At 44.0% G+C, this 14759-nt stretch carries 13 protein-coding genes; 12 read left to right on the top strand and 1 reads right to left on the bottom strand.

From position 1 onward, the window contains the following. Nucleotides 1-141 precede the first annotated feature (141 nt). The 12 genes from ASG85_RS11030 to ASG85_RS10970 all read left to right on the top strand — a co-directional run bounded on the left by ASG85_RS11030 (nt 142) and on the right by ASG85_RS10970 (nt 13033). A complete protein-coding gene (locus ASG85_RS11030) occupies nt 142-1176 on the top strand; it encodes an agmatine/peptidylarginine deiminase (protein ID WP_060646233.1) in 1035 nt (344 codons plus the stop codon). 5 nt (nt 1177-1181) lie between these two features. Next, nucleotides 1182-2057 (top strand): N-carbamoylputrescine amidase, encoded by an 876-nt coding sequence (aguB, locus tag ASG85_RS11025; protein ID WP_060646232.1) that lies wholly within the window; start codon nt 1182-1184, stop codon nt 2055-2057. 5 nt (nt 2058-2062) lie between these two features. Further along, entirely contained in the window at nt 2063-2683 is a 621-nt protein-coding gene (locus tag ASG85_RS11020) for a LysE/ArgO family amino acid transporter (protein ID WP_060646231.1), read from the top strand. Nucleotides 2684-2969: 286 nt separating this feature from the next. Next, nucleotides 2970-3236, top strand: coding sequence for a hypothetical protein (locus ASG85_RS11010; protein ID WP_060646229.1), 267 nt, complete (start codon nt 2970-2972; stop codon nt 3234-3236). Nucleotides 3237-3347: 111 nt separating this feature from the next. After that, nucleotides 3348-4289 carry a DUF1861 family protein gene (locus tag ASG85_RS11005; protein ID WP_156396534.1) on the top strand — a complete coding sequence of 314 codons (942 nt, stop codon included), beginning with the start codon at nt 3348-3350 and terminating at the stop codon, nt 4287-4289. A 129-nt stretch (nt 4290-4418) separates the two neighbouring features. Continuing rightward, the gene (locus ASG85_RS11000) at nt 4419-6713 is read left to right on the top strand and encodes an AraC family transcriptional regulator (protein ID WP_060646228.1); all 2295 of its coding nucleotides are present in this window, start codon (nt 4419-4421) and stop codon (nt 6711-6713) included. 169 nt (nt 6714-6882) lie between these two features. Next, the gene (locus ASG85_RS10995; RefSeq protein ID WP_060646227.1) at nt 6883-7848 is read left to right on the top strand and encodes an ABC transporter permease; all 966 of its coding nucleotides are present in this window, start codon (nt 6883-6885) and stop codon (nt 7846-7848) included. A 1-nt stretch (nt 7849) separates the two neighbouring features. Further along, nucleotides 7850-8728, top strand: coding sequence for a carbohydrate ABC transporter permease (locus ASG85_RS10990; protein ID WP_082588048.1), 879 nt, complete (start codon nt 7850-7852; stop codon nt 8726-8728). Between the two features lie 52 nt (nt 8729-8780). Beyond that, nucleotides 8781-10328 (top strand): extracellular solute-binding protein, encoded by a 1548-nt coding sequence (locus ASG85_RS10985; protein WP_060646226.1) that lies wholly within the window; start codon nt 8781-8783, stop codon nt 10326-10328. Nucleotides 10329-10398: 70 nt separating this feature from the next. Further along, the gene (locus ASG85_RS10980; RefSeq protein WP_060646225.1) at nt 10399-11460 is read left to right on the top strand and encodes a glycoside hydrolase family 130 protein; all 1062 of its coding nucleotides are present in this window, start codon (nt 10399-10401) and stop codon (nt 11458-11460) included. A 1-nt stretch (nt 11461) separates the two neighbouring features. Beyond that, nucleotides 11462-12316, top strand: coding sequence for a protein phosphatase 2C domain-containing protein (locus tag ASG85_RS10975; protein ID WP_060646224.1), 855 nt, complete (start codon nt 11462-11464; stop codon nt 12314-12316). 282 nt (nt 12317-12598) lie between these two features. Then, nucleotides 12599-13033, top strand: a complete 435-nt coding sequence (locus ASG85_RS10970; RefSeq protein WP_060646223.1) for a YkvA family protein — start codon at nt 12599-12601, stop codon at nt 13031-13033. Nucleotides 13034-13611: 578 nt separating this feature from the next. Here ASG85_RS10970 and ASG85_RS10965 read toward each other — a convergent pair. Continuing rightward, complete coding sequence (locus tag ASG85_RS10965; RefSeq protein WP_414858707.1) at nt 13612-14682, bottom strand: branched-chain amino acid aminotransferase; 1071 nt, start codon at nt 14680-14682, stop codon at nt 13612-13614. Nucleotides 14683-14759: the final 77 nt, after the last annotated feature.

Raw genomic sequence — 14759 nt, 5'->3', positions numbered from 1 at the left:
TTTAAACGATTGCTAAATTTGTAAACCTATGTACATTGAGCCTAAGCTCCTTTTGGTATATGATGAAAGACGGTGCATTTGACTTCGAAATTTGCCCTTCATATAGCTGTCAACAAATTTATATAAAGTGAGATGGATGAGATGAAACCTAAGGATTTACACTATAGAATGCCAGCAGAGTGGACAACACACGAACGTACCTTTATTTCTTGGCCCGTTCAATCTTCGATGGTTTACCCAGAGGATCACGCGATTGTATCAAAAGGCTATGCAGATTTGGCCAAGGCCATTGCTGAGTTCGAGCCAGTGACAGTGATTGTGAACCCGGCGGATGCTGAGAAAGTACAGGCTATGTTTGACGAGAAGAACGTTGATTTTCTGATCATTCCGCATAACGATGCTTGGTTCCGTGATAACGGCCCAACATTCTTGTTAAATGAACAGCAGGAAATCGCAGCTGTGAATTGGAAATTCAACGCGTGGGGCGGCAAATATGCGCCGTGGGATCTTGATGATAACGTGGCTCCGCAAATTTTGGAGCATCACGGTGTGAAGCGTTTTGACGCTCCTCTCGTCATGGAAGGCGGCTCCATTCATGTGGATGGAGAAGGTACGCTTTTGACTACGGAGGAATGTCTTCTGAACACGAACCGCAATCCGGACCTAAGCCGCGAACAAATTGAGGAGTATGTGAAAAACTTCGTCAACGTCGAGAAGATCATCTGGCTGAATAAAGGGCTGGACGGCGATGAAACGGACGGTCATGTCGACAATATTGCTTGCTTCGCGGCTCCAGGCAAAATCATTTTACAGGTCTGCAACGACCCAGCGGATGCAAACTATGCGATTACACAGGAGAATTTAGAAATTCTACGCAATGCGACGGATGCTAAGGGACGTTCTTTTGAAATTATCCAGATCGAGCAGCCTCCTTTAACGTTCTTTGAAGAGCAGCGTCTGACGCTGAGTTATTTGAACTTTTATTTCGTAAACGGCGGCATTATTTTGCCAGTGTTCGGCGGAACTGCGGAAGAGACGGATCGTAAGGCGGAAGAGGTGCTAAGCGCAGCTTTCCCAGATCGCAGAATCCGCACCATTAATGGCATGTCCATTATCAAAGAAGGCGGCAACGTCCACTGTACGACACAGCAAATGCCAGCAAGCAAGAAAGGGTGATTCCATTGAGAAATGTCACAGTAGCAGCAACACAAATGAGCTGTTCCGATAATATAGAAGAAAATATCCGCAAAGCAGAGACTTTGGTTCGTCAAGCTGCCGCGAAGGGCGCTCAAATTATTTTGATCCAAGAGTTGTTTGAGACACCGTATTTCTGCCAAAAAGAGAAGTCCGACTACTACCATTATGCGACTGAGCTGGAGAACAACAAAGCGATCAAACATTTCCGCGAAATTGCTAAGGAGCTTAAGGTCGTACTGCCGATAAGCTTTTATGAGAAAAAGAATTATGCGCGCTACAACTCGTTAGCTGTCATCGATGCAGATGGTGAAGTGCTAGGCCTCTATCGCAAAAGTCATATCCCTGATGGTCCCGGGTATGAGGAGAAATTTTATTTTAACCCTGGCGATACCGGGTTCAAGGTTTGGAAAACACGCTATGCCAAAATCGGCGTAGGCGTATGTTGGGATCAATGGTACCCGGAAGCTGCAAGGGTTATGGCATTGATGGGTGCAGAGCTGCTGTTCTACCCGACCGCTATCGGCTCCGAGCCGCAGGATGGTTCAATCGATTCTAAGGATCACTGGCAAATGTGCATGCGCGGCCACGCCGCGGCAAATTTGATGCCTGTTATCGCGTCGAATCGCATCGGTAAGGAAGAAGATGAGGAATCCAGCATCAACTTCTATGGTTCGTCTTTCATCGCAGGCCCGCAGGGCAATATGATTGAGGAAGCTGGCCGCAATGAGGAAACGGTGCTTGTTGCCGAATTTGACCTCGATCAGCTAGAAGTTCAGCGTATCGAGTGGGGCATTTTCCGTGACCGCCGTCCGGATCTTTACAAGAAGATTGCTACGTATGATGGTGAGCAGGTACTGTAATCACGATGCTCATTCCGTTGTTGAAAGGAATTGTACTGGGGCTCTCGATCGCTGCACCGGTCGGACCCATCGGTATTTTATGTATACGTAGAACGATCACATTAGGTAGACTGCATGGCTTTTTGTCAGGATTGGGAGCTGCGTCGGCTGACGCTTTCTACGGCTTCATCGCTGGTTTCGGTCTCACGCTGATAACCAGCTTCCTGCTTGACCAAAAGGTGCTGCTGCAAGCGGTCGGTGGCTTGTTCTTATGTTATTTGGGCGTGCGGACCTTCCGCTCTAAGCCTGCTGCCGAGGCAGCCAAAGCCTCAGGTAATACGCTTTTCAGATCGTACGCCTCCACACTAATGCTGACCATTACGAATCCGATGACCATTATGTCTTTTCTTGGTGCTTTTGCTGGTTTAGGAATGGGCGGCTCACAGACAGGCATTGCTTCAGCTGTTACCCTGGTGATCGGTGTATTCGTAGGCTCCGCCTTATGGTGGCTTGCGCTAAGTACTGTGATTGGCATGCTTCGAGATCGCATTCATGTTTCGGCTTTTCGTTGGATCAACCGAATATCGGGTGTCATATTAACCGTGTTTGGCTTGGTAGCCATCATAGGGCTGCTCCTTGGGGAGTAGCCCTTTTTTTGAATCGATTTTATGCCAAACCGGAAGCTTGACTCTGATTTCATTGTCGAACAAAAGCTGTGGCGATGGTGGGAACCGCTCATTTTAGGCAACGCCTTCAGGGTTCGGAAGCAGCAAACGGAACTACGATGCGCTATGTATCCAATATCCAGCTTTTTTGAGCGTAAAGGGAACATGGAGGCATTATTTTGCCAATTTTGATTGAAATACTGCTTGCGGAGGAGAAATAAGGGCTTTACGTTCCGTTTAACTAGTTGAATAGATCACGACTGACCCTATGTCGCAATTGAGTAGTAATCCCAGTGTCTATATTTCTAGTCAACAAAAATCCTACGACGATATCGTCAGCCGCGGGGATGCAGCGCTCGTCTATTTGACGCAAACTCTCAAAGCCAGCGAGAAAAATGGTCTCAAAGAATGGATCATGGCCTATGCATGTACAGACATTCTTGGTGAGAAAAACCCGGTGAAAGCATGGGGCAACGGCAAAGAATGGCTGGCTAGCTACGAGGTGCTAAGTAAAGAAAATAGCGAGAATCTATAAAAATCAACGATTGTTAATTCTCAATACTCATTCCTGAAAATCGAAATTTACTTTTCGCTATGCCTATTTTATGATCAAAAACATCACAAATAGGAATGGGGAGAAGGTACATTGACACTTTCTTTGCGTAACGAAGTAAAGTCCTCCAAGCAGCTGCTAGAGGACTTTAACAAGAAATCTTACGGTGCGGAAAAACTTGTCTTCGCAGGCGTTGACGAGAAGGATGTATACAATATTGCGGCTCCTTTTATGGACGATGGCGAGATGGTTCTTGCTGGTCGTGTGGAGTCCCGTGATTCAGAGCGTTCAGAGGTTATGTTTTTCGTAAATCGCGGCGGTACATGGATACCGAGGGCAGGGGCTGTTACCTTCGGTTTGCAGGACCCCTTTTTCACGTTTATCTCCGGGGAGTTAGTTTTCGGCGGTGTCGAGGTCGTCTTTGATACGGAGAATCCTAAGCATGTCGCAACATGGCGCACCTTGTTCTATAAGGGGACGGATATACAAGATTTAACTTACTTTGCCTGCGGCCCTGATCACATGAAAGATATCCGACTAATTGAGTATGCAAACGGTCGAATAGGTGTATTTACACGGCCATTTGGTGTTGAAGGAGCCCGGGCTGTCATTGGTTATACAGAAATTGGAAAGCTCGAAGATTTGAATGAAGCCGTGATCGATGAAGCTCCTGTATTCACGGATCAGTTTATGAAGGATGAATGGGGAGGCGTGAATGAAGTACACTTGTTAAAGAACGGGCTAGCGGGTGTTCTTGGTCACATCTCTTACATGCAAGAAGGCGATATTCGCCATTACCATGCCATGACATTTGCTTTCGATCCGAAGAGTTCGGAAAGAAGTCCAATTAAGATCATCGCAACGCGTGATCAATTTCCGCAAGGACCTGCCAAGAGAAATGATCTCATCGATGTGATTTTCAGCGGGGGTCTTCATCGCTTGGAGGATGGAAAGGCGATGCTGTATGCAGGTGTAAGCGATGCAGAAGCACATAGACTGCTTATTGACGATCCATTCGAGGAATACGAAAAATAGGTGAGAACATGCTCCTCCTGATTGTCGATCAGGAGGAGCTTTTTGCTGATTTTTAAAATAGAGTCAGCTTTTTCAAGGATGCTTTAATGAAGCGGGATGAGTTATGATGGAGTCAAGGGGGACTACATCATGGGATTTTTAAAGCGTATTCAACACTATCGCGTATATAGAAGACTAATATTGTCCTACTTGTTCTTAATTATGGTGACGATCGGTCTATTATGCACTATTTTATATTCGATGTTTTCAAATAGAGCAGTCAAAGAAATTGATCTCTCTTCGCGAGAAATGCTTTCGCAAGTAAGTTATACGGCGAATGTCGTTTTTGAACAAGTGCAGAACATTACGAACCAATTGATGAGTGATAACCAGATTATCACCTTCATGTATGCCAATGATGATGATAAAGTCGCGAATTATAATGCTAATCTTCTATTATCGAAGATGCAAAGCGTGTATCCTTTCTTAGCCAATATCAGCATTTATAATTTCACCAATAAGGCTTATGTTGATGTTGCTTCTCTGCCTCCAGACCCGCAAATGGGGGAAAGAAGACAAACCGGTTATCTTGGCTTTTATCCTCGTAAAGTTCTAGATGGAAATGGCCATCCGTTACAATTACTAACGTTCAAAATTATTCCTGAACCTGTCTTTTCTGGGGCTACCAAGTCGGCAATCGTACTCGATTTAAAAGAGACATATATTCAGAATACGATGAGCAGTATTAGCAGTTCGTCTAGCAATACAAGTACCTTTGTTATGGATTCAAAAGGCACCGTGATCTCTCATTCGAATTCTGAGCAATTTATGAAAAATTTCTCGGATAACGATTATGTTCAACGTATTTTATCAGAGGAGGGAAGTCATGGCAGCTTTGTTCAATCACTTGAACATCACAAATTTCTCATTACTTATGTGAAGTCAGAAAAACTGGATTGGGTGTTTGTTAGCGCTCGCCCTTATGACCAATTGCTTTCGAACATTTATGAGCTTCGTAATTGGACGCTCCTTATTGCGCTATTTCTTTTCATTACAGGGGCTGGTATCTCATTAATTGTAACTGGTAACCTGTATAACCCAATCAAAGCACTAGTAGACAAGGTAACAGAGAGTGGAACTTCTGAAGGCAAATCACTTCTCCGGTTGGATGAGTACAAGCTGTTATCGGAGGCATTTTCTAACTCCATACAGGTGACCAAATCAATGGAAGTGACGCTGTCACGCTCTTCTGATTTACTGAAGAACGGCTATATGTATAACATGCTGAAAGGACATTTACAGTCATCTAGCTATAAAGGGGATATTGAACAGCAGTTGCTTTCTCGTATGCAAGGTCCTTATTTTGCCGTTATTCAGTTTCAAATTGATCAATACCCTAGTTTTAAGAACACGTTCAGCGCTCTTGACAGGGAACTCATTCGTTTTGCCATAAGCAATATTGCACAAGAGATGCTCGGCAAGATCTATCGGACGGATCAGGTTATTCTCGAAGAAAATGAAATAACGATGATTATTCAATTGGAGCAGTCTTCACCGGATATGCAGTTATATTACATTCTGAATGAAATTCAAGCGACTGTTAAAGACTATTACAAAACATCTATATCGGTAAGTATTGGTGATACGGTGTCGGCTTTTGGAGACATAGAGAGCTCGTATCGTTCTACACAAAGGTATATGGCATTGAAGCTGTTTTGGGGGTATGGCAGCTTGCTTGATGCGATGAAATCTATCGTTCCTGGCGAACCTATTCGTTACCCAGCAGCAATGGAACGCAAAATCATTGATGCCATCAAGCTTTGTCAGCCCAAAACCATTCAAAAAGAGATCGCGGAATGGACCTCCCTATTATCCCGTAGCGGTTCTCCGTCATTAACGTTACAGTATGCAAGCTTTTTACATCTGGCTATCACGCGAGAATTTGAAAGTATTGTGGAATGGTGGGATGCTGATCCCAAGGAGCTATATTTGGCTTTGAATGACCTTCCACAGGCGGAAACGTTGGATGAAATTCAAAACATGATGAAGCTTTTTTGCTTCCGAATTGTAGATATGATCGAAGAAAATAAAACGAGTTTGGCCGCTTTGAAGAACTCCAAGGTGATTGAAGAGGTTAAGCAATATTTACAGCAGCACTACCACGACCCTAATCTCTCACTTGAGATCGTATCGGATCAGGTAGGACTAACTTCGGGTTACATTGGTAAAATGTTCAAAAGTATGGTGGGCACATCTTTTAATGATCATGTTACTCATATTCGCATGGAGCAGGCAAAAACACTGTTGGCAGGAACGAGCGATACCGTTGCTCAAATTGGCGAGCAAGTCGGGATTTACAATGTTTCTTATTTTTCAACGCTATTTAAGAAAAAATACGGGGTTACGCCCTCACGCTTTCGTGAACAACATCAACAAAATACGTAAAAAATTGGACGATTGGAGCTCTAACCGGCACTCAATCGTCTTTTTTGATAGCATATCTTATTTTTAATAAGCCGAAACACGAATTATTGAAAGGAGTACGAATACTCGAAATTTACAGTGCCGGGGTAATCTCCTATGCTGTAGTCAACCCGAAAGTGAGAGGTGCTGTATGCAGACACGAACATCCTTGAAAAAAAAGAGCGTTTCCACAATCAAAAAGAAAACTGGAGTACTGCAAGAACTTTTCATCAATCGGTTCTCCTACTTATTAATTGTTCCTGCCCTCCTATATGTTTTTATTTTCTCGTATGCCACTTACCCCTACCTCTTGATAGCCTTTCAACATTTTAATTACCAAAAGGGTGTGTTTGGCAGTGAGTGGATCGGCTTCAAAAATTTCGAATTTTTCTTTAAGACAAGCGATGCGATGCTGATTACCATAAATACGGTGAAGTTAAATGTCATGTTTCTTATCGCCGGCACCGTTAGCGCGGTATTCATCGCGATCTTGTTTAACGAAATAAGAAGCCGCTTGTTTCAACGATTCGCACAAACAACAATGATATTTCCGAATTTTCTTTCATGGATTATTGTCAGCTACATGATGTACGGACTTTTTTCCACAGATTTTGGAATGATCAATCAGATGCTTACTTTCTTCGGGATGGAAACCGTGAACTGGTACACGAAAGCGGAGGCATGGCCATGGATTCTCGTGGCTATGAAAATTTGGAAAGAAGCGGGAATGGGCTCGATCATATATTTGGCAGCGATCACTGGCATCGATCATTCGCTTTATGAATCTGCTGAAATCGATGGAGCTACAAGATGGGACAAAATTTGGAGGATTACAATGCCTCTCTTAGCACCGACAATTGCGATATTGACCTTACTAAACTTAGGCAAAATCTTCTATGGGGATTTCGGCATGATCTATGCCATCATCGGCGATAATGGTGTGTTGTATCCAACGACAGATGTCATTGATACGTACGTGTTTCGATCGCTTCGTCAAATAGGAGATCCATCCAACGCAGCGGCTGTAGGCTTGTTCCAATCAACAGTAGGTTTAGTGCTTGTTTTCGTCGCGAATTGGTTTACCCGTAGATATTTCAAGGAAGGGGCGCTTTATTAAGATGAAGACAATGAAACGCTTCGACTTGGCGGGGATGTTTATCTATATTGTGCTAGCCATTTATGCTCTCCTATGTATTCTGCCTATGTTCCTTACGGTGATGGTATCCATATCGGATGAAAACAGCATTATTCGGCACGGGTATCAGCTGATTCCAGAACAATTTTCATTAGAAGCTTATCGCACTTTACTCAACAATAAGACCGTATTGCTCAAGAGCTATCTGGTGACGATCACGGTAACCGTGGTCGGCAGCCTGATCGCTGTGATTATCACGGCCATGGCTGCATATACGCTCTCCAACCCGAAGGTGAAATATCGCGCAGGACTTAATTTATACTTTTTTATTACACTGCTTTTTAACGGCGGTTTGGTTCCATGGTATATCATGTGTAAAAAGTTAGGACTGGTAGATAATCTGTTTGCTCTTATTGTTCCTATGCTGCTATTCAATGCATTCAATATGTTTCTAGTACGCAACTTTATGGAAGCACTGCCGGGTGCGCTTAGGGAATCAGCCTATATGGATGGGGCTAATGATGTACGAATTGCTTTTCAGATTTACTTACCCTTATGCGTCCCCGTACTAGCGACCATTCTTCTTTTCTATGCGCTCGCCTACTGGAACGATTGGTTTAATGCGATCATGTTAGTCGATGATAAGAGCTTATACCCTCTGCAGTATGTTTTATTTAAAATCCGATCCAACATTGAAATGCTCAGCATGATTCCGGCAGGCGCAAGCAGTCAATATACCGCTCCTGCAGAATCCGCGAAAATGGCAACCGTAGTGATAACACTTGGCCCTATCGTCTTTTTATATCCATTTCTCCAACGATATTTTGTCAAAGGACTTATCGTAGGTTCAGTAAAAGGTTGATATTTTCCTCGGAAGAGGTTTATATAAGATTAACTCAAAGGGAGAGGGTCAAATGAAAAAGCTATCCATGGTGTCAATATCTAGCCTGTTGGCAGTAACCTTTATTGCAGGCTGCGGGGCAACAAATGAAAAGCCTGAGGCTTCTGCATCGGCAAAAACAGAAGACAAGAGTGTCAAAGAATCGGCAAAACCAGCAGAAGTCGTCACTTTGAAATATGTGTTACCCGGAAATGAACCCAAAGAGTGGGCTGCCGTAAAAGACGCTGTAGATAAGAAGCTGCAAGCGGACGGTGTAAATGTGAAAATCGTCAAAGAATACATTGACTGGGGAGCTTGGGAACAAAAGCTGAACCTCAAGCTTTCAACTGGTGAAGATTTTGATATGTTCCACGTCATGAATGACTGGATTTCTTTGGCCAATTATATTGGTCGCGGAGCTGTCAAAGATGTTGGACCCGAGGTTGCCAAATATGGGCCGGAGTTAAAGAAAGCTATACCTGATTCCGTTTGGAGCGGTGTACAAAAAGACGGAAAAACGTTCGGTATTCCATCCTATTGGTATGAACCTGCCGTTGACGGTTCCTTCACGGCGAATCGCATCTTGTTGAATCAAGCTGGTGTCACGGATGTTCCTAAGACCCAGGAAGAAATGCTTGCAGCTATGGAAAAAGTGATGGCAACAGATCATGGCGCTTCCAAGCCGTATCTTCCTATTCGCGGCGGACTACGTGATGCATCCGATGTGCTGCACCGAGCGTATGACTCATATCCGTTTGCAGTGAAAGATAAAATTGCTTTCATTGATAAGGACGGCAAAGTTAAGAGCTGGGCTGAAACAGAAGAATTTAAAAAGGATTCGGCTTTCTTCCGTACAGCTTACCAGAAAAAGCTTACAAACCCAGATATTCTCGTTGTAAAGCAAGAGCAAATCGATAAGCAAATCAATAGTGCCATATATCCATTTTTATTCGGTACACCAAATAACGTTAACGAAATGAAAAAGACGTATCCAAATATGAAAGACGAAGATTTTACACTTCAACGGTTAAATCCGGATAAACCGCATTACAGAATGTTTAACGCGAAGAACGTTAATGCTGTAGCTGCGAACAGCAAACATCCGGAAGCCGCTGTACAGTTCTTGAATTGGTTATATACCTCCCAGGAAAATTATGATTTGTTCATGTATGGGATTGAAGGCAAAACATACAAAAAAGTCGGTGATCGCGGTATTGAATACCTGAAAGATGCTGATGGTAAGACGAATCTCTATTTGCAGGAAGACTGGATGATCGGGAACCTAAAGTATATTCGTATCGATCCCAATACGTTAAGCGCTAACAAAGCTTTGTTCGTTGCAGATCCGAATGCGAAAACATTCTTCGCCGCAGACTTCTTCTTCGATCCGACTGCGGTTAAATCTGAGATGTCTAATATTCAGGCTGTTTATACATCGGATATTATGCCTATCTACGATGGTGTGCTCGATTATGATCAGAAGAGCAAAGCAGCTATTGATAAGCTAAAAGCAGCAGGTATTGATAAAGTAATAGCTGAGTATCAAAAACAATTAGATGCTTATAAAGCGTCCAAAAAATAATGAACTACGGTGGGCTACTCCAAAAAGAAAAACTGGAGTAGCCTCATCTATGAGTGAGGGGAATATAAACATGTATCGAGATGGTAAGTTGGAATGGGAGCTGGGTCCATTTATCAAAGCAGATGAGATTAATCCCATATTGCTTCCCGAAGCTGAGGCGTCATTCATCTGTCCGGTTCGAAATTGTGAGGTGAACTGGGAGGAGAAGGATTTATTCAATCCTACTGCTATTGTTCGAGAGGGTGAGGTGCATCTCTTATATCGTGCGGAGGATAGGGTAGGGAAGTACGAAGGTACATCTCGGATCGGACATGCGGTGAGCAGAGATGGACTGCAGTTTAAGAAGGAGCGTGAACCCGTCTTATATCCTGAACAGGATTCATTCCATACGCTTGAATGGGAAGGTGGCTGCGAGGACCCGCGTATCGTAGAGGATTCAAATGGCACGTACTATATGATGTATACCGCTTATGATGGCATCAAAGCCAGACTTTGTGTGGCGACATCCGTTAATCTAACGTCATGGTCGAAGCATGGATTGGCATTTGGTCAAGAGTTAGATGGCAAATACGCAGACATTTGGAGTAAATCAGGGGCTATTGTCACCAAACGTGTTGGAGAGAAGTTCATCGCTGAACGAATTGACGGCTTGTACTGGATGTATTGGGGTGAGTCCAACATCTATGCCGCCACTTCGTTGGATTTGATCCACTGGACACCAGTGGAAGCGGAAGATCCGCGAGGCTACCATGCTGAGCCCTTTCTGCTTCCTCTTTTGTCAATAAGAAAGCATCATTTCGATAGTGATCTCATTGAGCCTGGTCCGCAAGCCATCATCATGGAACAGGGGATTTTGCTCATCTATAACAGCAAAAATCATGGTCAACACGGAGATCCAAACTATACGACAGGCGCATATTGCGCTGCACAAGTTCTGTTCGATCTGAAAGACCCCAGCGTCGTAATCGCCCGCTCGACTAAGCCCTTCTTGATGCCTGACAGAGAATACGAAATTAATGGTCAAATTAATCATGTATGCTTTGTGGAAGGTCTCGTCTATCACGAAGGCACATGGCTTCTATATTATGGAACAGCGGATTCCAAGATCGCTGTAGCCAGGTGTGAAGGTTAATATGAAGATACAGACAATCTCAACGCAAGGGAACAGTGTATGGAATGAGGATTCGCTAATTGTTAACGATACTATTCAACTTTATGGTGTCATAGATGGGGCTACTTCATTAGAACCTTACAGAGGCTTGGATGGTGAGACGGGTGGGTATTTGGCTGCACAGCTGATAGCCAAGGCAATTATTGCTTTGTCCCAGGATAAAGTTGGGCAAAAGCTTTCTCCGCAATGTATGCTGATGCAAGCCAATCAGCAGCTGCGTGACGAGATGATTGCAGCAGGTGTGGATGTGACATGTAAAGAACAATTGTGGAGCGCTTGTGCTTTACTTGTTCGTGTAAATGACACCCATGTTGAGTTCGCACATGCAGGTGATTGTATGCTGATCGCAATGTATGAAGATGGTACGATTAGGCTTGTAACCCGAGACCAGTTGGAGGTTGTGGATCGCCGCACCCGTCAGCTTTGGGCGGAGGGAGTTGCATCAGGACTCACTTCCCGCGAGGAATTATGGCAGCTTGTAAAGCCGCAGATTCATGCTGGAAGAGCATTAATGAATACCGTAAATGGGTATTCCGTCTTAAATGGAGAACCGGTACTGGCAGATCATATGGAATATGGCCGAATTAGCAGAGCGCAATTAACGTCATTGTTTCTATTCTCTGATGGCCTAATTGATCCTCAACGGGAGCATTCACTCGATGAAGATTTAAAGCAGATCGTCTTGAGAGTCAAATCGATGGGGCTGGAAAATTATATCCATTGGCTTATCCAAGTGGAGGAAGCAGATCCAGATTGCTTGCAGTTTCCAAGAGTGAAAAAGTCGGATGATAAAACAGCTATTTATTTAGAATTATAAACGAGGCGTGTGCTGCACGGCGCACTTCTTTGTTAGAACTAGGTCGGAGAGAAGTCACTCTTCTGTCTAGTTCTTTTTTCTTCATGGACTCCTTGCATATCTCCTCAATTCTGTGACAAAATCAACATAGACTCACTAAGTGAGGAGCAAGCTTAGAAACGGGAGTTTCTTGGCGTTGGGCTGAGCACACTAACGGCATAGCACATATGAGTATCATCAGGGGATGCTTGATTTCCGTTGTATATGGGTTATATATATATAAATGATTGGAGTGATCGTGCGATGGACTCTTCCAAATATCAGAAATATTTCTCAACCGACGGCTTCTGGCTGAAACTGAAAAAGGGCGCCAAAAAGGCAGGCAGCAAAGTCATTTACAGCGGATTGCTGCTCTTCTACGCCGTAGAAAGTCCGAAAACACCGCTTAGAGCAAAGGTTCAAATCTACGGCGCGCTGGGCTATCTCATTTTGCCCCTGGATATCTTGCCTGATTTGCTGCCGATTGTTGGATATGTAGATGATTTAAGCGCTATGGGGTTAGCGCTGGCATCTGTCGCAAGGAGTATCGATGACGATGTGAAGCGCAAAGCGAAGAAAAAGCTAAGGGATCTTCTTGGTGATGATGTGATGAACAGCAAGGATATTATCGATATCGATGGGCAGCTTGTAGAGCAGAAAGAGAAGGAATCAGAGAGTGATGAGCAGTCAGCAAAATAGGGTACTACTTTGACTGTCCCTGGGCTGTTCGCACACACATGTATGGCAAAGCGTTAGCTGCTCCAAGTAATCTAAAGGCCTAAGGAGCTACTATATAGCCTCCACATGAAAAAAGACACCCGCGAGGTGTCTTTTTTGCAACACACACAACACAGACACACAACACACACACAACACAGACACACAACACACACACACACACAGGCTATTTTATATGTTTTAGGGCAAGGGGATGGGGATTAAATTTTCCTGGGTTTGAGAGAGAATTGGGAAGGCAAGTTGTACAGCGTACAACAATTTCCTTGATTTCTTCAGGGAAAGCTAAGATTGTTGTATGTTGTGCAATAAATTAGCCGTGTTAGAGGCTATAAAGCTAATTTGGGCTGGAATTGTTGTGTTTTTTACAACAATTGCATAGAAAAAGCCGATTAGCTTGCCTAATAATGTACAAAATACAACATTACACGTATAAGCAACAGAGAATGATTCTTCCATACACGTCATAGGCGTAATTTTCGTTGCATCAACTTTAACAAACACTCTCAACTAAGGCCGACGTAATTTTTTTCAGCATGCGTCTAACAAGAAATCGTCCACCCGTAAGAATCCTCAATCCTTCCGTATTGAATCCCGGTAATCGTATCGTAAAGCCGACGAACCAGATCACCAATGTTACCTTGGTTAATCACCATAGGCGTACCTTTCCACAGGAGATTGCCAATGGGGGATACGACGGCAGCCGTACCGGTACCGAAGGCCTCCTCCAGGGTTCCGTTCTCATAGGCCAGAACAATCTCATCGATCGAAATTTTCCGCTCTGTAACCGGAATGCCCCACTCTTTTAGCAGGTGAATGATGCTTTTTCGCGTGATGCCATCCAGAATACTGCCGCTAAGACTCGGGGTTACAACTTCCCCGTTGATTTTGAAAAAGACATTCATGCTGCCGGCTTCTTCTATATAAATCTTCTCGATGGCATCCAGCCAGAGCACTTGCGCGCAGTTGTGTTCTTTGGCGAGGGCTTGTGCCTTGAGGGTTGCAGCGTAATTACCGGCTGTTTTGGCATTGCCCGTACCACCTTGAACGGCCCTAGCATAATGGCTCTCTACAAGGAGATTAACGGGCTGAAGCCCTTCCTCATAGTAGGAGTCTACCGGCGACATAATGATTACGAACGAATAGCGCGATGAGGCACGTACGCCTAGGCCTGCTTCGGTAGCAATTACAAAAGGACGAATATATAAAGAGGACCCCTTTTTTCGGGGTACCCATTCGGCATCCACACGAACAAGGGTTTGAATAGCGCCTACGACGAAATTCTCATCCATTTGCGGCATTTGCAGCCGGTCGCTGGAACGGTTTAGTCGCTGTGCATTTTGGTCAGGTCGAAATAAAACAATCTCATCCTTTTCCGTACGAAAAGCCTTTAACCCCTCGAACACGGCTTGCCCATAATGAAAAACCATCGCTGAAGGGTCATGGGAAATAGGCCCATAAGGGATAATACGCGGATCATGCCAGCCCTTTCCTTCCTCGAAATCCATCATAAACATATGATCGGTAAAATGACGTCCAAATCCTAAGTCCTCTTCAAAACGGGGCATTGCTTTACAACTCAGATTGTGTTCGATTCGAATCTGTCCATACATCGCCATCAACCACCTTTTCGAATGTGCTTACTTGTTATCGTTACTATAGTTAAATAACAATCATTGATCAATTGCGA

The organism is Paenibacillus sp. Soil724D2 (genome assembly GCF_001427935.1).
GTDB lineage: Bacteria > Bacillota > Bacilli > Paenibacillales > NBRC-103111 > Paenibacillus_E.
Note: the sequence above shows the minus strand (reverse complement) of the source record. Positions and strands in the feature narration are given on the sequence as shown.

Bases quoted from the DNA above. Each gene is read 5' to 3' on its own strand.
- ASG85_RS11030 (WP_060646233.1), top strand. From the start codon at position 142: ATGAAACCTAAGGATTTACACTATAGAATGCCAGCAGAGTGGACAACA.
- ASG85_RS11020 (WP_060646231.1), top strand. From the start codon at position 2,063: ATGCTCATTCCGTTGTTGAAAGGAATTGTACTGGGGCTCTCGATCGCT.
- ASG85_RS11010 (WP_060646229.1), top strand. From the start codon at position 2,970: ATGTCGCAATTGAGTAGTAATCCCAGTGTCTATATTTCTAGTCAACAA.
- ASG85_RS11000 (WP_060646228.1), top strand. From the start codon at position 4,419: ATGGGATTTTTAAAGCGTATTCAACACTATCGCGTATATAGAAGACTA.
- ASG85_RS10995 (WP_060646227.1), top strand. From the start codon at position 6,883: ATGCAGACACGAACATCCTTGAAAAAAAAGAGCGTTTCCACAATCAAA.
- ASG85_RS10990 (WP_082588048.1), top strand. From the start codon at position 7,850: ATGAAGACAATGAAACGCTTCGACTTGGCGGGGATGTTTATCTATATT.
- ASG85_RS10985 (WP_060646226.1), top strand. From the start codon at position 8,781: ATGAAAAAGCTATCCATGGTGTCAATATCTAGCCTGTTGGCAGTAACC.
- ASG85_RS10980 (WP_060646225.1), top strand. From the start codon at position 10,399: ATGTATCGAGATGGTAAGTTGGAATGGGAGCTGGGTCCATTTATCAAA.
- ASG85_RS10975 (WP_060646224.1), top strand. From the start codon at position 11,462: ATGAAGATACAGACAATCTCAACGCAAGGGAACAGTGTATGGAATGAG.
- ASG85_RS10970 (WP_060646223.1), top strand. From the start codon at position 12,599: ATGGACTCTTCCAAATATCAGAAATATTTCTCAACCGACGGCTTCTGG.
- ASG85_RS10965 (WP_414858707.1), bottom strand. From the start codon at position 14,682: ATGTATGGACAGATTCGAATCGAACACAATCTGAGTTGTAAAGCAATG.